The organism is Rahnella sp. WP5 (genome assembly GCF_000745615.1).
Lineage (GTDB): Bacteria > Pseudomonadota > Gammaproteobacteria > Enterobacterales > Enterobacteriaceae > Rahnella > Rahnella aceris.
The window spans coordinates 834,789-852,484 of record NZ_KN050720.1; the positions used below are offsets into that span (position 1 = coordinate 834,789).

A 17,696-nucleotide genomic window follows, 5' to 3' on the forward strand; every position below is an offset into this window, starting at 1 on the left:
GTGCGAGAAGATAAATGGTGCCGACTACCGGAATCGAACTGGTGACCTACTGATTACAAGTCAGTTGCTCTACCTACTGAGCTAAGTCGGCATTTTGAAGTGTTACCGGGGAACTACGGGGCATAAACTATTCAAATCTCCGACGTCCGTCAAGCCCCCGGCGGTGCGTATGCTGCTTTTCTCATCAGCACACGCACTTTGATGAACTGACTGCTTAACCTTTCACCAGTGGTTCACGGAAGAAACTGATCAGGGCGTTGTAAATCTGATAGCGGTTTTTCTCCAGCACCATCATGTGCGTGGCTTCACCGATTTCCAGCCAGCGTTTATCCGGTGAGCCGGTGGCGCGCAGGAACCATGCCTGTGCCAGTTCGACGGGCACATCAATATCCCATTCGCCGTGGATTAACATCAGCGGCACGCCGATATCGGCCGGATCGTAAAACGGTTTTCCCGCCGCCCAGTAATCGCGGATATCCTGAATCGGACCGTTGCTGGCGCGGATTGATTGCTGTGCCCGAAGTGCGTCATCCGGCTCGTCGCTGACGGTTTTATCCAGCCATGCCTCAAATCCCCCTTCAGGGATCAGCCCTCCCCGCTTGCACTGTGGCGCTCCGCTAATCCAGCGTTCACGCGCCGCACCGGCATTGACGATGCGCCACGCGTTCAGTTCGCCACCGGGGTCGAGCGGCAGCGGTTTGTCGCTCACCCATTGCGGGGCAATCAGCCCTAATCGCCTGACTTTATGGCCGTTCTGCGTGGTGTACGTACCGGTGACGCTGCCGCCCCACGACATCCCGATCACGTTAACCTGTGAAAACCCGTTCGTTCTGAGCACAAAATTGACGGCGCTGCTGAAATCGCGCACGGCGACATCCGTTCTCACCGCAGGTGCGTTGAGGGTGGCGGCCTGAAGCATTTCCACCGGACGGGTCGAGCCGCCATAACCGCGTACATCGACGGCGTACACATCAAAACCGGCGCGGGCGAGTGCATCGGCAAAAGAGGCGCCTTCCAGCGGCGTGTCAAACAGGCTGCCGGAGGAATAAGTCGCGCCGTGCATCATGACGATGGTGCTGGCTTCGCTGAATTTTTGCTCCCCTTTGCGGTGCTTGTGCAAAAGATGCAACCGGATGCCGTCGGTATCAGACGGGATCAAAAAACTTTCGCTGAAAATATCGGAATTGCTCATCGGGTTTTCCTTCTCAGAGTGGCTGCCAGCTCAGGCCACGGGCATCCTGACGGATTTTGCCCGCAGAGGAACCGGCGAAATGGGTGGTGAAAACGGTGGCCTGATGGCTCAGGGCAAACTCAATTGCCTTATGGCGTGAGGCTGTCGCCTGTGCCGGTTCTTCGCAGAACACCGAATCCCAGTCAGGGCGCGCGAGCTGAAGCGGATGGTGCATCACATCGCCCCAGAAAAAGGCCGTTTCTCCTTCAGAGGTAAAGGCGAAAGAGAAATGATCATGGCTGTGGCCTGGCGTGCGGATGATAGCGAAACCCGGAATGGCCGTGGCGTCATCAGCATGTATTCGCTGATCGAGACCGGCCGCCACGACCGGCTCAACGCTGTCGGCAAAGATGCCGTCGCTCGGATCCCGGACGTTGTTCGGATCGGCGTAAAACTGGTATTCGGCTTCAGAAAACAGATAACGCGCGTTCGGGAAAGTCGGCACCCAGCGGCCATTCTCCAGCCGCGTATTCCAGCCGACATGATCAACGTGCAGATGTGACAGCAGTACCACATCAACATCTTCCGGTTCGACGCCCGTTGCCCGCAGGTTATCCAGCCAGCCCGTCTTCAGCTGATTGAACAACAGGTTCAGTGGACGCAATTTATCGTTGCCGGATGCGGTATCAATCAGCACCGTCTGCGTGCCGGTCTGCACCAGCCAGCTGTGGGTGCTGAGCATCAGTTCTGAGGCATCTGCGCCAAAAAAATCTGCCGGTAATGTTTTCGCGGCATCCTGAATAGCATCAGCATTCCATTGCGGAAAAAGCGACGATCCGGGATCTTGCAATGTCATCTCGGGGATCTTAGTGATTCTGGCGCTGCCGATCGGGTAAGTTTCTGGCACACTCATTTTATGACCTTATCTGGTGACAACCTTGTGGTGTGGGGTCATCCTCCCTGTTTCAGCACGGGCGAACAAGGTGGCAATCCCGAATGCAGGATTGCTGATATTGCAACGATAAAAAATGAAAGGGCCGGAATGGATAAGCTGGAAAATATGCGCACGTTCGTGCAGGTGGTGGATTCAGGGTCATTCAGCCGTGCGGCAGAACTGATGGATTTACCGAAATCCACGGTAACGCGGCAGATGCAGGCGCTGGAAAGCGAACTGGGCGTGAAGCTGCTGCACAGGACGTCGCGCCGTTTAAGCATGACGGAACAGGGCGAAGCCTATTATCACGGAGCAATACGGCTGCTTGATCAGATGGAGATTCTCGACAGCAATGTGCAGGCGGCAACGCAGGCTCCGCGTGGCAAAATCCGCGTCGAGATGCCGAATGCGATTGCTTATCGGCGGGTGATCCCCGCCCTGCCCGGCTTCCTGATGCATTATCCCGACGTTCAGGTTGAGGTGAGCGTCGGTAACCGCACCGCCGATCTGATTGCGCAAAACATCGATTGTGTGATCCGTATCGGTGAGCTGCATAACGATGCGCTGATCGCCCGGTCGCTTGGGGTTTTACCGATGATCACCTGTGCCGCACCGGCGTATCTGCAAAAACACGGCGTGCCTGAACATCCGCAGGATCTTATCCGCGACCATACGCTGGTGCAGATCGCCTCGCCACAAACCGGACGGGTATTTGAACATCAGGTGTTTAAGGATCAGCAGTGTGTCACCGTTCGCGGGCGCTGGCAGTTCTCAGTTAATGATTCCACCGCAGCGCTGACAGGTGCCATAGCGGGGCTTGGCGTGCTGACGACGTATCGCTTTCTGGCACAGGAAGCGCTGGATAACGGCGCGCTGGTGCCGCTGTTTCCTGAATGGGCGGATGAACAGGTGCCGGTGCATATTGCCTGGCCGGAGAACAGGCATTTGCCGTCAAAGGTGCGGTATTTTATCGAATGGGTCAGGGCGTTGTTTCAGGAATGATGGTGTTCAGCAGGGATAAGCGATCGCACCGGTTTCATCATGCTGAATCCACCGGTGCCAGTCAGTTACGGACGGACTAAATCGTCGCCGTAACCAATCCATTTGTAGGTCGTCAGGGCTTCTAATCCCATCGGGCCGCGGGCGTGCAGTTTTTGTGTGCTGACCGCCACTTCTGCGCCTAAACCGAATTGTCCGCCGTCGGTGAAACGGGTGCTGGCGTTGACGTAAACCGCAGAGGAATCTACTTCACGCACGAACCTGTCCGCGCTGCTGATGGAACGGGTAAGGATCGCATCGGAATGCTCGGTGCCGTAGGTGCGGATATGCGCCACGGCGGCGTCCAGATCGGCCACTACCGTCACGTTCAGATCCAGCGACAGCCATTCATCCGAATAATCTTCTTCGGTCACCGCCAGCACTTTCGCCGGGCCGTTTTGCAGATACGGCATCGCAGATTCGCTGGCGTGTAACGTAACGCCTGCGCGGTGCATTTTGTCGCTCAGTTCCGGCAGGAAGCGGGCGGCAATCGCCTGATGCACCAGCACGGTTTCCAGGCTGTTACAGGCGCTCGGGCGCTGCACTTTCGCGCTTTCCAGCACGGTCAGCGCTTTGTCGAAATCGACGCTTTCATCCACAAACGTATGGCAAACGCCGATACCGCCGGTGATCACCGGGATGGTGGATTGTTCGCGGCACAATTTGTGCAGCGCCGCGCCACCACGTGGGATCAGCATATCGACGTATTTATCCAGACGCAGCAGTTCCGCCACCAGTGCACGATCGGGGCTGTCGATGGCCTGAACCGCGGCTTTAGGCAGTCCGCATTCCTCCAGCGCCATCTGAATGACGTTAACCGTCGCCTGATTGGTGTGGTGCGTTTCTTTACCGCCGCGCAGGATAACGGCATTGCCGGTTTTCAGGCACAGGCTGGCGACATCGATAGTGACGTTCGGGCGCGCTTCATAAATCACGCCGATCACGCCGAGCGGTACACGGCGGCGCTCGAGACGCAAACCGCTGTCCTGCTGTGAACCATCAATCACCTGCCCGACCGGATCGCTCAGACGGCAGACATCACGCACGTCGCTGGCAATCGCCGAAAGGCGCGCGGGGGTCAGCAGCAGGCGGTCCAGTAATGCCTCGCTCATGCCGCTTTCGCGGGCAGCAGCCATGTCGAGTTCGTTAGCAAGAATAATGCTCTGGCTGTTGGCCTCAAGCATGTCGGCCATCAGCATCAGCGCACGATTTTTCTGCGCGGTGCTGAGGGTGGAAAGCTGCCAGGACGCGGCTTTCGCGGCCTTGCCCATCTCGTTAAGCATCTGTGGCTCCTTAACTGACAATCATGTCGTCACGGTGAACGGCAACCGGGCCGTATTCGTAACCGAGAATTTCACTGATCTGCTGAGAGTGATGACCGGCAATCATGCGCATCGCATCGCTGTTATAGCGGCTGACACCGTGCGCGAGGTCGCGTCCGTTCAGGTTGCGGATGCGGATCACTTCGCCACGCGAGAAATCGCCTTTCACTTCGCGGATCCCTTTTGGCAGCAGCGAGCTGCCGCGCTCCATCATGGCGGAAACCGCGCCGTCGTCGATGGTGATTTCACCGGCTGGCGGTGCGCCGAAGATCCAGCGCTTACGATTTTCCAGCGGTGTCTCCATCGCGTGAAAACGTGTGCCGACGGAAACGCCGTTAATCACATCGCCAATCACGCCCGGCAGGCTGCCCGCAGCAATAATGGTATCGACGCCCGCCCGGCACGCGACATCTGCCGCCTGCAGTTTGGTGGCCATGCCGCCGGTACCGAGACCGGAGACGCTGTCGCCCGCCACACCGCGCAGTTCGTCATCAATGGTCATGACTTCGCGGATCAATTCAGCTTCAGGATTGGTCCGCGGATCTGCGGTAAACAGACCACGCTGATCGGTCAGCAACAGCAATTTATCGGCACCCGCCAGAATAGCGGCCAGTGCGGAAAGATTGTCGTTATCGCCGACTTTAATTTCAGCGGTGGCGACCGCATCGTTTTCATTAATGACCGGCACGATATGGTTATCGAGCAGCGCGTGCATGGTGTCGCGGGCATTCAGGAACCGCTCGCGGTCTTCCATGTCGGCACGCGTCAGCAGCATCTGACCAATGTGGATGCCATAAATCGAGAACAATTGCTCCCACAGCTGGATCAAACGACTTTGCCCGACGGCAGCCAGCAGTTGTTTGGAAGCAATGGTGGCGGGGAGTTCGGGGTAGCCAAGATGTTCACGCCCGGCAGCAATCGCGCCCGACGTGACAATCACAATCCGGTGCCCTGCCGCATGTTGCTGCGCGCACTGGCGGACAAGCTCAACAATGTGAGCACGGTTGAGGCGGCGCGAGCCGCCAGTGAGCACGCTGGTGCCCAGTTTTACAACCAGTGTCTGACTACCACTCATAATCGTTCCATTAGTGTGAAAAAGAAGGGCTTCTTTGTCTTTGTAACAGCAGAGAAGCGTTATGCCAAACGGCATAACGCTATAATAGCAGCATTCATGATGGGAATGGGTAGTACAGAAAGTCAGGCGGAGAGCTTCACAGGTTCTTCGCTGAAATCATCAGCAGGTTCCAGTTTGAGGGACATTTCTTCGATCATGGCATTCAGGTTTTTGTGGAACCCTTTCAATGTCGTCTCAAGCTTCTCTCGCACTTCAGCATCTTTAATGTTTTGCACTTTCCAGATGCCGTCTTTATCAAACAATCCGAAATGATAAACATAGGTAAAACGTTCGGCTTCAGCCTGCAATTCAATCCACCAGCCCCAGAATTCACGCTTTTCCGGCGCAGGCTTCACGTTCACACAGACAGCTAAACAGTCAAAGAAAAAGCGGTCGTTCTCGCATTTCCCTTCTCTGATGTACGGTCCCAGTGTACCGAAACGTTTCATTAGCCTGCTTTTAGGATGACCGCTTGGTAACGTCATAGTACAACCTCCATTGAAAGACGATCCTTTTTAGCAAAACGTTAGGAATTAGCAACTATTAAGTTAACGCATATGCTTTTGCAACCACCCACAAATCTCATGTAAAGCGCTGTCAAAATGCGCGTAAAGCGGCTCGCTGCGGATGGTCAAAAGCTTGCCGTCAGCGGAAGAATCCGCAATCAGCTTAGCTTCGCTCTTCGGACTGAATATATCGTTCTCCCAGTATGCGGCCAGGATGGGCGTCGGCGTTCTGCGTCCGAGCAACCCCTGCGTTTTCAGAGAATAACGATTAAGTTCGGTTTTCAGCGCCGAGTCGGACGCGCTCGACATGCCGATGCGGCTCGCCAGCACATCTATATACATGTCCGGCACCTGCTCCTGACATTTCGGGTCGCTCAGCAGCGTATGCACCAGCGCACCCAGCGTGGCCACTGCCCGCACGCGGCGCGGTTCGAGATACGCCAGACGCACGGCGACGTTCGCACCAAAACGGTAACCGAGCAAACTGACGCGGCTGGCATCGACCCAGGGCACATCCGAAAGCTGCATCAGCACCTGCTGATGCAGGAAGCTGGTGTCCTGGGTCAGTTTCCACTTCGATGAAAAACCGATCGACGGCATGTCGATGGTCAGCATCGCGATGCCCATCGGCGCGAGATATGAACGGAACAGGCGCTGATGGTCGCTCTGTAAGGTATCGAGACCGCCACACACCAGCACCGTCGGGAACGGTGCTTTCCCTTCGGCTGGCAGGTGCAGGAAACCGGTGATCGGCGCACCGCCGGGGATCTTAAATTCCAGCTCTTTCAGTTCGTAAGGCGAATGTTCCGAGGATTTTTCAAAGGCTTTATTGGCCAGCGCTTGCGCCTGTTCCGCCAGCGTATCGCCTTTCAGATGCGGATAACCGGCGATGCTGTAAAGGTTGGCGGCTTTCAGCCAGTATTCGCTCGCCACATCCGCATCTTTCTCTTCGGCGGCTTTTTGCTGCCAGTACATCGCCTGATTTGACCATTCGTAGATCCAGTTGCCATTGCGGTAACCAATCACGGTATCGAGCAACAACGGATCGCTGTGCTCCGCCTGGGAGACAGCAATGCGCGACAGCACTTCTTCCACTTCCAGCGGATCAACCCCGCGCCACATCCACATCAGACGGTTAATCGTGCGGTACCAGCAATGAACCGTGTCGCCTTCCAGCGCAGAATGCATCGGCGGGTGCGTATTATGGTGATGAACGCGATGAACCAGCGTTGATGTTTCCGGGTATTTGAAGGAAGGTTTAAACAGTTTTTCCGTAAGATTGGCTGGAGCCATGATGCAAGATCCTCCGTTAGCAAGCAGCAGGTCGCCCGCAGGCGATCATTTCTGGACGGGATTATAACCCGCCCACGTTGCGACAAGTGAGGGGTGAGGTCAAGCGGAAAGGATTTCAAGGCAATAAAAGCAAAACGCCCGGCAATAAGCCAGGCGTTAAATTAGAGGAATATTAACAGTGGAGGATTATTTTCCTACCAGAGGTGGCACGAATACCACGCCCATATCCCACGGCTGTTCGATCCAGGTGTTCTGCGGGATGTCGATCACATAGTCATCAACCAGCGGTGCGCCAGCCGGTTTCGCGAAGATAGTGATGAAATGCGCTTTCGGGTACATTTCGCGGATGGCTTTCGCGGTGCCGCCGGTATCCACCAGATCGTCGATCACGATGAAGCCTTCACCGTCGCCTTCTGCGCGTTTCAGCACCTGCATTTCGCGCTGATTATCATGGTCGTAGCTGGAGATACATACGGTATCCACATGACGGATGCACAGCTCGCGAGCCAGCAACGCTGCCGGAACCAGGCCACCACGGCTGACTGCAATAATGCCTTTCCATTGTTCTGCCGGCAGCAGGCGTTTAGCCATAGTGCGCGCGTGGATTTGCAGCATGTCCCAGGTTACAACGTATTTTTCGCTCATAAAGGTGTCCCAGCCAGTGAATTAACGGCTTCTAAAAAAATAATGGGGGGAAAAAAGGTTGCGCGAGATTATAGTGAGTCCGGTTCACAAAAACCAGCGATTATCTGGCTTCAGCCGCCCAAAAATCCCGGAATTTCTCCCCGTCCCCGCGCACAGGTTAAGATTAAGTGATATTCTGTCAGGCCACTCGCCACACAGTCTGGCGGGGATTACTTAACCTTAAACCTACAGCATCTCAGTCAGTTCCCCTGCAAACGGAGCCTGAATGAGCTGACTGTCACAGGAGACTTATAGTGTCTGAACTGTCTCAGCTTTCGCCACAACCGTTGTGGGATATTTTTGCCAAAATTTGTTCAATTCCGCACCCTTCCTATCATGAAGAAGCGCTGGCAAAACACATCGTTGAATGGGCACAGGAAAAAGGTATCCACGCTGAGCGTGATGAAGTTGGCAACATTTTGCTGCGCAAACCCGCCACCAAAGGCATGGAAAACCGCAAAGCCGTTGCACTGCAGGCTCACCTCGATATGGTGCCGCAGAAAAACAACGATACTGTTCATGATTTCACTAAAGATCCGATCCAGCCCTTCATCGAAGACGGTTGGGTAAAAGCCCGCGGCACCACGCTGGGTTCTGATAACGGTATCGGTATGGCGTCCGCGCTGGCGGTTCTGGCTGATGACAGCGTAGAACACGGCCCGCTGGAAGTGTTGCTGACCATGACCGAAGAAACCGGCATGGCAGGCGCATTCGGCCTGCAACCGAACTGGTTACAGTCTGAAATTCTGATCAACACCGATTCTGAAACCGAAGGCGAAATCTACATGGGTTGCGCTGGCGGGATTGATTTTACCGCCACACTGCCGCTGAGCCGTGAAGCGGTTCCGGCCGGTTTCAGCACGCTGAAACTGACCCTGAAAGGCCTGAAAGGTGGCCACTCCGGCGCGGAAATCCACTTAGGTCTGGGCAACGCCAGCAAACTGCTGGCACGTTTCCTGGCAGACAACGCTGATACTCTTGGTCTGCGCCTGCTCGACTTCACCGGCGGCACACTGCGTAACGCTATCCCGCGTGAAGCGATTGTGACCCTTGCTGTTGCTGCTGATAAAGCAGACGCGCTGAAAGCGGCAGCACAAGAATTCCTGGCAACGATTCAGTTCGAACTGTCAGCGGTAGAGAAGAAAATTGCCTTCGTGGTGGAAGCGGCTGAAAGCAACGCTAAAGCGCTGACCGCAGAAACTCAGGGTAAATTCCTTGCCCTGCTGAACGCGACGCCAAACGGCGTGATCCGCATGAGTGATGACGTGAAAGGCGTGGTAGAAACCTCGCTGAACGTCGGTGTTGTCACCATGAAAGATGACGAAGTGGCGATCAACAGCCTGATCCGCTCGCTTATCGACAGCGGTAAAGAATATGTGGTCAGCATGCTCAATTCACTGAGTGAACTGGCTGGCGCGAAAAGCCTGGCAAAAGGCAGCTATCCTGGCTGGAAACCTGAGCCGAATTCACCAGTGATGACGCTGGTGCGTGAAACTTACCAGACGCTGTTCAATAAAACTCCGAACATCATGGTGATCCACGCCGGTCTGGAATGCGGTCTGTTCAAAAAACCGTACCCGGACATGGACATGGTTTCCATCGGGCCAACCATCACCGGGCCACACTCGCCGGATGAGCAGGTGGAAATCGCCAGCGTCGAGCTGTACTGGAAACTGCTGACGGCCCTGCTGAAAGCGATTCCTGAACGCGGTTAATACTCGATCGGTCCCCTAAATCATTCGGGCTGTATCAAGGCGGCAACTGAGTAAATCCCCGGGAGCATACACAAGTATGTGACCGGGGTTTGCGAAGGCAGCCAACGCAGAGACAGTTTGAAGGATGACGGGGATTATTCCCAGGGAAGCAGAAGCTGCCGCTCTATTTGCGGATCCTGCAACGTCACATGCAATCCCACCAGCCTGACTCCCCTTCCGCCACGCCGCTGTTCCCAGGCTTCACGCGCGACCTTCAGCAGATCTTCTTTATTCAGCACCGGCCAGACGTGTTCCTGCGTGGTCTGCTGGAAATCATGGAATTTGAGTTTTACACCCTGCCTCGCGATGCGCAGATCCGGGCTGACACGGCTTAAACGTGTTTGCAGTTCAGGATACAAACGTTCGATCAGCGACACGCATTCTTCCCAGCTGTGGATATCTTCTGCCAGTGTGCGTTCAACGCCGACCGATTTACGTAACCGCTCGGGGGAAATTTCACGTTCATCGATACCCTGACAGCGTTCCCACAGCACACGGCCAAATTTGCCAAAGCGTTTAAGCAGTTTCGCCAGATCATAACGCTGCACATCGCCGCAGGTGATCAGCCCCTGCTCCTGCAAACGCTGAGCGGTGACTTTACCGACGCCGGGGATTTTACTCAGCGGAAGATCCTGTAAAAACGCCCCGACCTTTTCTGGCGTGATCACAAACTGACCGTTGGGCTTGTTCAGATCCGAGGCGATTTTTGCCAGAAATTTGATCGGCGCGATGCCCGCAGATGCCGTCAGATTGATCTCATCGAAAATGGCCTGACGGATTTCAGCAGCGATAAGCGTTGCAGAGCCGTTGCATTGCGTCGCGTGGGAAACATCCAGATAAGCTTCATCAAGTGACAACGGTTCGATCAATGGCGTATAACGCGCAAAGATTTCACGGATATGGTTTGACGCTTCTTTATAGGCCTCCATTCGGCCGGGGATCACTTTCAGGTGCGGGCAAAGTTTCAGTGCCATGCCGGTGGGCATCGCGCTGTGCACGCCAAATTTGCGGGCAGGATAATTAGCGGTGCTGATAACACCACGGCGGTCACGACTGCCGCCAATGGCAATAGGAATGTCGCGCAGGGAAGGATCATCGCGCATTTCGACCGCAGCGAAAAAGCAGTCCATATCCACATGAATGATTTTACGCATAACCCTCCCCCTCAATAACTGTATAAGTATACAGTTGAATACAGGGATGTCCAACATAGAAAATGAGGGTTAGTTTGACTTAATTAATCACCATTAATGGCAACGTAATAATTTTCCTATTCCTAAAGTCATTATTCATTATTTGGTGATTGCTAAAAATTTAATCAGTATTAATATGACAGCGTTTCCGACAGACAGTACATAAGAAGAAAATCAGTGGCGGTCTTACAGGCAGTTGAACTGTAGACAAAATAATCAAAATTATTACCGAGCAGGACTTAGAATGATCAGAATCGCGCTGTTTCTTGCGATGCTCCTCAGTTTGCCTTTATTTACAGCAAATTACGCCGTGGCCAGCGATGCTGTCCCGGTCAACGCGGCACTAAAAAAACAATTACTGGGTGCACCTGTTTATATCCAGATCTTCAAACAGGAACGTAAACTCGAATTGTATGCTCAGCTCGACGGCGAATTTCGTCTGATCGGCAGTTATGGCATCTGCGATTTTTCCGGCGGTTTGGGAAATAAACGTCGCGAAGGCGATTTCAAAAGCCCGGAAGGTTTCTACAACGTGGATATTCACCACCTGAAACCCGACAGCCGCTTTTATCGCGCCATCAACATCGGTTTCCCCAATGCTTATGATATCTCGCAGGGTTATTCAGGTAAGTATCTGATGATCCACGGTAACTGTAAGTCTATTGGTTGCTACGCCATGACCGACGGCTACATGGACGAAATATTCACCTACGTACAGGCGGCATTCCAGTTCGGGCAACGCAATTTAAAGATTAGCATTTACCCGTTCAGGATGACCGATGCCAACATGAAGGCGCATAAAAACTCCAGCTATTACAGTTTCTGGAACCAGTTACAGCCGGGATATGCGTACTTTGAGAAACACCATCAGCCACCAAATGTCGTGGTCACTGACGGTAGATATGAAGTGCTACAACCGTTGTCCAATACCCCGCTGCCTTCACAGCTGGCGTTCGCCCCGATGAAATAATGCGAATTCACCTGGAGCAATTTTGTTCCAGGTTTCGTTCGCCGTCAGCGGCTGCGTGGCAATCACAGTGACGACATCATCCGGTGTCGTCTGCTGCTGAAAATCAATTTCCACATCCTGATCCAACAACGTTGCCTTGCCGAAAGGCGCACGCCGCGTGATCCAGTGCAAATTCGTCGAGCAATACGCCATCACGAAATTGCCATCCGACAGCAACATGTTAAACACCCCTTTCTGCCGTAATTCATCAGCCAGCGACGCAATATAGCGAAACACTGGCGGCCAGCTTGCAGGGCGGCGCGGATAGCGTTGGGTGAGTTTGTGCAGTAACCAGCAGAAGGCGTATTCGCTGTCGGTCTGGCCCACCGGACGCAGCGTACCGGTATCGAGCTGACGATAACCACGAAGCTGACCGTTGTGCGCATAAGTCCAGTTGCGTCCCCACAGTTCACGGGTAAACGGATGAGTATTTTCCAGCGCGACTTCACCACGGTTTGCCTGACGGATATGAGAAATCACCGCGCAGGATTTGATCGGATATTCCTGAACAAGGCGGGCAATGGGCGAATTAAAGCTTGGCGTCGGATCTTTAAAAGTACGACAGCCATTCCCTTCATAAAAGGTGATGCCCCAGCCGTCTTTATGCGGGCCGGTCCCGCCACCACGCTGCACTAATCCACTGAAACTGAAACAAATATCAGTAGGAACGTTAGCGCTCATCCCGAGCAATTCGCACATCACCAGCCTCCTTTACGGCAAAAGGCTTATGCCTTTGCCATCTCTTTTTCGATCAGAAGAATCAAAATATGAATGACTTTGATGTGGATTTCCTGCACGCGGTCAGCGAAACCAAAGTGCGGAACGCGGATTTCCACATCGGCTGAACCGTCCATTTTCCCGCCATCTTTACCGGTCAGGGTGATAACTTTCATGCCTTTAGCACGTGCGGCTTCGATGGCTTTGATCACGTTACCGGAATTACCGGAAGTGGAAATGCCCAGCAGCACGTCGCCCTTCTGGCCTACGGCTTCCAGATAACGGGAAAAGATGTATTCGTAACCGAAATCGTTGCCGACGCAAGAGATGTGGCTGACGTCAGAAATCGCAATTGCCGGATAGCCCGGACGGTTTTCACGATAGCGGCCTGTCAGTTCTTCGGCGAAATGCATGGCATCGCAGTGTGAACCCCCGTTACCACAGGAAATCACTTTCCCACCCGCTTTGAATGAATCGGCCAGCAGCACCGCTGCACGTTGAATAGACTCAATATTTGCCGGATCGCTGATGAATTTATTCAGCGTTTCAGCAGCTTCGTTCAGTTCAGTACGGATAATATCCTGGTACATAGCAGCCTCTTTTATGTCCATTTGCAGCCGGTTTCAGCACGGCCGATAGCAATAAAACGTTCCGCTGTGCAGTTTAACGGAAAGCCGAAACAGCGAGAAGCCATGAAGCGGTAATGATTCCGATAGTTTCTGTTTTTGACGCTTCGTGCGACCGGTTTGTGAGCTGTGTTGTAATTAGTATGTAAACGTATTGATAAAGAAATGAGCATGAACTAAAACCATTATATCCCTACAACAGGTCAGACCTCCTACTACTCAGGAGCTTTACTATGATGGTTCTTAGCATTGTTGCATTTATCGTGATCCTTGGTGCGTTGTTCTATCACAAGGTCAATCTCGCCCTGAGCAGCCTGATTTTACTGGCGTTTACGGCGGTTATGGGTGCCATTAATCTGTGGACACTTTGGCTGTTATTGCCGCTGGCGATCATTCTCCTGCCCTTCAATATCCCTGCCCTGCGCCGTTCATTGTTCTCCGGCCCGGCGCTTCGCACCTTCCGTAAAGTGATGCCCGCAATGTCGCGCACGGAAAAAGAAGCGATTGAAGCAGGCACCACCTGGTGGGAAGGTGACCTGTTTGGTGGCAAGCCAGACTGGAAGAAACTGCAGGATTATCCTGAGCAGCAACTGACAGAGGAAGAGCAGCGCTTTATTGACGGGCCGGTTGAAGAAGCCTGCCGTATGGCAAATGACTTCCAGATCACCCATGAACTGGCCGATTTGCCGCCGGAACTGTGGGCGTATCTGAAAGAACACCGCTTCTTCGCGATGATCATTAAGAAAGAGTACGGCGGTCTGGAATTCTCGGCTTATGCGCAGGCGCGTGTGCTGCAAAAACTGGCCGGTGTGTCAGGCATTCTGGCGATCACCGTCGGTGTGCCGAACTCCCTCGGGCCAGGCGAATTACTGCAACATTACGGCACCACGGAGCAGAAAGATCACTATCTGCCGCGTCTGGCCGAAGGTCTGGAAATTCCCTGTTTCGCCCTGACCAGCCCGGAAGCGGGTTCTGATGCCGGTGCCATCCCGGACTTTGGTATCGTGTGTAAAGGCCAGTGGCAGGGTAAGGAAGTGCTTGGCATGCGCCTGACCTGGAACAAGCGTTACATCACGCTGGCACCTATCGCCACCGTGCTGGGCCTGGCGTTTAAACTGAAAGATCCCGATCACCTGCTCGGCAACGAAACGGATCTGGGCATTACCTGTGCGCTGATCCCAACAGACACCGCCGGTGTTGAAATTGGTCACCGCCACTTCCCGCTGAACGTGCCATTCCAGAACGGCCCGACGCGCGGCAGCGATATTTTTGTACCGATCGATTACATCATTGGCGGCCCGAAAATGGCCGGTCAGGGCTGGCGTATGCTGGTGGAATGTCTGTCTGTCGGCCGTGGCATCACGCTGCCGTCTAACTCTACCGGCAGCCTGAAATCTCTGGCGCTGGCGACCGGGGCTTATGCCTATATCCGCCGTCAGTTCAAACTGCCTATCGGTAAAATGGAAGGTATCGAAGAACCGCTGGCGCGCATTGCCGGTAACGCTTACGTGATGGATGCCGCCGCAACGCTTATCACGAACGGCATTATGCTGGGTGAAAAACCAGCGGTGCTGTCCGCTATCGTCAAATACCACTGTACTCACCGCGGCCAGCGCGCCGTGATGGATGCGATGGATATCACCGGCGGTAAAGGCATTATGCTCGGCAGCAGCAACTTCGTGGCGCGCGCTTATCAGGGGGCGCCGATTGCGATTACCGTGGAAGGTGCCAACATTCTCACCCGCAGCATGATCATCTTTGGTCAGGGTGCGATCCGCTGTCATCCTTATGTTCTTCGTGAAATGGCGGCGGCGGAGAAAAACGATCTGGTTGATTTTGACCGTGCGCTGTTCGGGCATATCGGCCACGTCGGCAGTAACAAAATGCGCAGTTTCTGGCTCGGTCTGACTAACGGCCGCACCAGTGATACGCCGGTCAATGATAAAACCGCCCGTTACTATCAGCACATCAACCGTCTGAGCGCTAACCTGGCATTGCTGGCTGATGTGTCGATGGGCGTGCTCGGCGGCAGCCTGAAACGTCGCGAACGCATTTCCGCCCGCCTCGGTGATATCCTCAGCCAGATGTATCTGGCGACGGCGACGCTGAAACGTTATGACGAAGAAGGCTGTCACGAAGCGGATTTACCGCTGGTGCACTGGGGCGTGCAGGATTGTCTGCATCAGGCCGAAGTCGCTATCGACGATCTGCTGCGTAACTTCCCGAACCGTTTTGTGGCTGGCGTGATGCGCCTGGTGATTTTCCCGTTGGGCCGTTCGCACTCCGCACCGTCTGATCGTCTGGATCACCAACTGGCGCGTATTCTGCAGGTGCCTTCAGCGACACGCAGCCGTATAGGGCGCGGTCAGTATCTGACACCCGGCGAGCACAACCCGGTTGGTCTGCTGGAAGAAGCCTTGCAGGATATTCTGGCCGCTGAGCCGGTTCACAAACGTCTGTGCGAAGCGATGGGCAAAAAATTGCCGTTCACCCGTCTGGATATTCTGGCGCAAAAAGGTCTGGATGCCGGTCATCTGAGCGCCGACGATGCGCGTATCCTGAGCCGTGCGGAAGAAAGCCGTCTGCGTTCAATCAACGTCGATGAGTTTGAACCGGACGCACTGGCTGCACAAAAACCGGCAGCGGAGAAAGACAGCGTAAAAAAGGCTGAGGCGAAACCCCGCCACACCGAAGCTGCCTGATTTAACTGTTAATCCATAAAAAAGCCTGAGTGTTTACGCACTCAGGCTTTTATTATTTATGAAGATACATACATATTACCCTGAATAGTTCGTGTTGCAGAAAGGCGGTAAGCTCACTCACCCTGGGAGTGCAGCCAACGCATCTGTGACGCGAAATATGACGGGTAATCAGAAGTAGTATTTAAAGCGTACCCGCGCCCCATACCGCTCATCGCTGTCATCATCGCCGCTGTAGGTTTTATCTGCTTCCAGCATGGAGACATAAGCGCCCAGATACACGTTGAAGTTTTCCATATCCATCACGTTCGGGATCAGGTAACTGGCGTGAACGGTATGAATGTCGTAGCTGCCCGGTTCATCAAACCAGTCATCGTCGTAATCGGATGCGCGGACGCCATTGATGCTGAAGTCTTCGATTTTGTTGTGCGCATAGATGTAGCCCAGCTCGAAGCGTTTCCATAAGGCATTGGCACCGACGGTGAAGTCTTTTTCATCCGATGCATCCATATAGGCCGTGCTCAGGTTAGCCACCACGCCGTTCTCAGGGTCAGCTTTCTGCCCGTCCCAGGTCATGGTCATGCCATAACCATTACGTTTGGACTGATCAACGAATTCGCCATTTTCACCGGTGTAGCCGTACGCATTGTTCACCACGTTGGTTTCCATTGCGGCGGCCACCGAGAACGCATCCCCTTTCCAGGCAATGACCGGACGCAGGTACGCGACGTTTTTATCATTTTCAAGTTGGTTGCCGTGGTAGTTTTGCTCAGCAAACAGTGAGGTGCCGTTTTCCAGCAGGGTGTTCAGCTCGAAATACCAGTTGCCGATATTCTTATTCAGCATGATGTTGCCGCCGCTGTCACTGCGACCGCGCCCTTCTTTCATCATGTAGACATAACCGTAGCCGTCGGCGTACAGATCATTGGCGGTATTCCCGGAGTATTCGACGAAGGTGTCCTGATTAAGCGGGAACATATCGTAAGCTTCGAAGCGGCCGATTTTTGCCATCCAGTTTTTTTCTTCACCGAAGAAGAAAGCGGCATCATCAAGATTCATTGAACCGTTCAGGTCAGCCGTTGGCTGCACAGAGAAACCGGAGAACTGACCATTATCATTTCGACGATAACCATCAAGACCGATTAATAACCGTCCGTTAACATCCCAACGCTCATTATTCCCCGGTTTCCAGTTTTTATTGTCACTGGTTCTGACGGAGGTTAATTGCCCGCTGCGGCTGGCACCGTCAACGTTAAATTCCACATCACCGTACAGTTTTAAATTATCGAATCCATTAAGTGTTAATAATTTGTCTTCCGATATGCCATCCTTTTTAACTTCTACCGGACTGGCTTCTTTCACGCGGGCAATTTCCTGCTCGCGCTTAATCTCCTGGTGCTTCAACTGCTGGATTTGTTTTTCGGCAGTTTCAGCCCGTGTTTCCGCCTGCTGAAGACGCTGCTCAAGCTGTGCCATACGGGCTTCAAGGCTGCTTCCAGACGTGGCGGCAACCGCAGAACCCGAAATGGCGAATCCTACGAATAAGGCCAATAGTTTAATTTTTGTCATAATAAGATATCCTTTTCACTATAAAAATTACCCGCTGCCAGTCAATTAACAGCGGTGTTTTATTTTT

General features: G+C 53.8%; 15 protein-coding genes and 1 tRNA gene. 4 read left to right on the top strand and 12 right to left on the bottom strand.

Features of this window, described 5'->3' with window-relative positions:
• Window positions 1-15 precede the first annotated feature (15 nt).
• The 3 genes from EX31_RS20955 to EX31_RS20965 form a co-directional block, all read right to left on the bottom strand.
• A tRNA-Thr gene (locus EX31_RS20955) sits at window positions 16-91 on the bottom strand.
• 123 nt (window positions 92-214) lie between these two features.
• The gene (locus tag EX31_RS20960; protein WP_037036509.1) at window positions 215-1,192 is read right to left on the bottom strand and encodes an alpha/beta hydrolase; all 978 of its coding nucleotides are present in this window, start codon (window positions 1,190-1,192) and stop codon (window positions 215-217) included.
• 13 nt (window positions 1,193-1,205) lie between these two features.
• A complete protein-coding gene (locus EX31_RS20965) occupies window positions 1,206-2,084 on the bottom strand; it encodes an MBL fold metallo-hydrolase (protein ID WP_013574294.1) in 879 nt (292 codons plus the stop codon).
• 129 nt (window positions 2,085-2,213) lie between these two features.
• Between EX31_RS20965 and EX31_RS20970 the strand changes: the two genes are divergently transcribed.
• On the top strand, window positions 2,214-3,107 hold the full coding sequence (locus EX31_RS20970) for a LysR family transcriptional regulator (protein WP_037036511.1): 894 nt from the start codon (window positions 2,214-2,216) through the stop codon (window positions 3,105-3,107).
• A gap of 65 nt (window positions 3,108-3,172) precedes the next feature.
• On the opposite strand, the gene proA is transcribed toward EX31_RS20970, so the two are convergent.
• From proA to gpt, 5 genes are all read right to left on the bottom strand, one after another.
• A complete protein-coding gene (gene proA, locus EX31_RS20975; RefSeq protein ID WP_013574292.1) occupies window positions 3,173-4,426 on the bottom strand; it encodes a glutamate-5-semialdehyde dehydrogenase in 1,254 nt (417 codons plus the stop codon).
• A 10-nt stretch (window positions 4,427-4,436) separates the two neighbouring features.
• A complete protein-coding gene (gene proB, locus EX31_RS20980) occupies window positions 4,437-5,540 on the bottom strand; it encodes a glutamate 5-kinase (RefSeq protein ID WP_037036513.1) in 1,104 nt (367 codons plus the stop codon).
• A 122-nt stretch (window positions 5,541-5,662) separates the two neighbouring features.
• Window positions 5,663-6,064 carry a sigma factor-binding protein Crl gene (gene crl, locus EX31_RS20985; protein ID WP_013574290.1) on the bottom strand — a complete coding sequence of 134 codons (402 nt, stop codon included), beginning with the start codon at window positions 6,062-6,064 and terminating at the stop codon, window positions 5,663-5,665.
• A gap of 63 nt (window positions 6,065-6,127) precedes the next feature.
• Window positions 6,128-7,378, bottom strand: coding sequence for an esterase FrsA (frsA, locus tag EX31_RS20990; RefSeq protein ID WP_013574289.1), 1,251 nt, complete (start codon window positions 7,376-7,378; stop codon window positions 6,128-6,130).
• A gap of 186 nt (window positions 7,379-7,564) precedes the next feature.
• Window positions 7,565-8,023, bottom strand: a complete 459-nt coding sequence (gpt, locus tag EX31_RS20995) for a xanthine phosphoribosyltransferase (RefSeq protein ID WP_013574288.1) — start codon at window positions 8,021-8,023, stop codon at window positions 7,565-7,567.
• A 293-nt stretch (window positions 8,024-8,316) separates the two neighbouring features.
• Between gpt and pepD the strand changes: the two genes are divergently transcribed.
• Window positions 8,317-9,777 carry a beta-Ala-His dipeptidase gene (gene pepD / locus EX31_RS21000; protein ID WP_013574287.1) on the top strand — a complete coding sequence of 487 codons (1,461 nt, stop codon included), beginning with the start codon at window positions 8,317-8,319 and terminating at the stop codon, window positions 9,775-9,777.
• A gap of 134 nt (window positions 9,778-9,911) precedes the next feature.
• On the opposite strand, the gene dinB is transcribed toward pepD, so the two are convergent.
• A complete protein-coding gene (gene dinB / locus EX31_RS21005; protein WP_013574286.1) occupies window positions 9,912-10,970 on the bottom strand; it encodes a DNA polymerase IV in 1,059 nt (352 codons plus the stop codon).
• Between the two features lie 283 nt (window positions 10,971-11,253).
• Between dinB and dpaA the strand changes: the two genes are divergently transcribed.
• Entirely contained in the window at window positions 11,254-11,979 is a 726-nt protein-coding gene (gene dpaA, locus EX31_RS21010) for a peptidoglycan meso-diaminopimelic acid protein amidase (RefSeq protein WP_013574285.1), read from the top strand.
• Here dpaA and EX31_RS21015 read toward each other — a convergent pair.
• Window positions 11,950-12,717, bottom strand: a complete 768-nt coding sequence (locus EX31_RS21015) for a class II glutamine amidotransferase (RefSeq protein ID WP_015696178.1) — start codon at window positions 12,715-12,717, stop codon at window positions 11,950-11,952. The two genes, dpaA and EX31_RS21015, sit on opposite strands and share 30 nt — an antisense overlap.
• Before the next feature lie 26 nt (window positions 12,718-12,743).
• A complete protein-coding gene (gene lpcA / locus EX31_RS21020; RefSeq protein ID WP_037036516.1) occupies window positions 12,744-13,325 on the bottom strand; it encodes a D-sedoheptulose 7-phosphate isomerase in 582 nt (193 codons plus the stop codon).
• Window positions 13,326-13,594: 269 nt separating this feature from the next.
• On the opposite strand from lpcA, the gene fadE reads away from it, so the two are divergent.
• Complete coding sequence (gene fadE / locus EX31_RS21025; protein WP_037036518.1) at window positions 13,595-16,063, top strand: acyl-CoA dehydrogenase FadE; 2,469 nt, start codon at window positions 13,595-13,597, stop codon at window positions 16,061-16,063.
• Between the two features lie 168 nt (window positions 16,064-16,231).
• Here the strand turns inward: fadE and EX31_RS21030 are convergent, their stop codons facing one another.
• On the bottom strand, window positions 16,232-17,629 hold the full coding sequence (locus EX31_RS21030) for a carbohydrate porin (protein ID WP_037036520.1): 1,398 nt from the start codon (window positions 17,627-17,629) through the stop codon (window positions 16,232-16,234).
• Window positions 17,630-17,696: the final 67 nt, after the last annotated feature.

Excerpts from the sequence above, each read along its gene's own strand:
- EX31_RS20960 (WP_037036509.1), bottom strand. The coding sequence starts at position 1,192 with ATGAGCAATTCCGATATTTTCAGCGAAAGTTTTTTGATCCCGTCTGAT.
- EX31_RS20965 (WP_013574294.1), bottom strand. The coding sequence starts at position 2,084 with ATGAGTGTGCCAGAAACTTACCCGATCGGCAGCGCCAGAATCACTAAG.
- EX31_RS20970 (WP_037036511.1), top strand. The coding sequence starts at position 2,214 with ATGGATAAGCTGGAAAATATGCGCACGTTCGTGCAGGTGGTGGATTCA.
- proA (WP_013574292.1), bottom strand. The coding sequence starts at position 4,426 with ATGCTTAACGAGATGGGCAAGGCCGCGAAAGCCGCGTCCTGGCAGCTT.
- proB (WP_037036513.1), bottom strand. The coding sequence starts at position 5,540 with ATGAGTGGTAGTCAGACACTGGTTGTAAAACTGGGCACCAGCGTGCTC.
- crl (WP_013574290.1), bottom strand. The coding sequence starts at position 6,064 with ATGACGTTACCAAGCGGTCATCCTAAAAGCAGGCTAATGAAACGTTTC.
- frsA (WP_013574289.1), bottom strand. The coding sequence starts at position 7,378 with ATGGCTCCAGCCAATCTTACGGAAAAACTGTTTAAACCTTCCTTCAAA.
- gpt (WP_013574288.1), bottom strand. The coding sequence starts at position 8,023 with ATGAGCGAAAAATACGTTGTAACCTGGGACATGCTGCAAATCCACGCG.
- dinB (WP_013574286.1), bottom strand. The coding sequence starts at position 10,970 with ATGCGTAAAATCATTCATGTGGATATGGACTGCTTTTTCGCTGCGGTC.
- dpaA (WP_013574285.1), top strand. The coding sequence starts at position 11,254 with ATGATCAGAATCGCGCTGTTTCTTGCGATGCTCCTCAGTTTGCCTTTA.
- EX31_RS21015 (WP_015696178.1), bottom strand. The coding sequence starts at position 12,717 with ATGTGCGAATTGCTCGGGATGAGCGCTAACGTTCCTACTGATATTTGT.
- lpcA (WP_037036516.1), bottom strand. The coding sequence starts at position 13,325 with ATGTACCAGGATATTATCCGTACTGAACTGAACGAAGCTGCTGAAACG.
- fadE (WP_037036518.1), top strand. The coding sequence starts at position 13,595 with ATGATGGTTCTTAGCATTGTTGCATTTATCGTGATCCTTGGTGCGTTG.
- EX31_RS21030 (WP_037036520.1), bottom strand. The coding sequence starts at position 17,629 with ATGACAAAAATTAAACTATTGGCCTTATTCGTAGGATTCGCCATTTCG.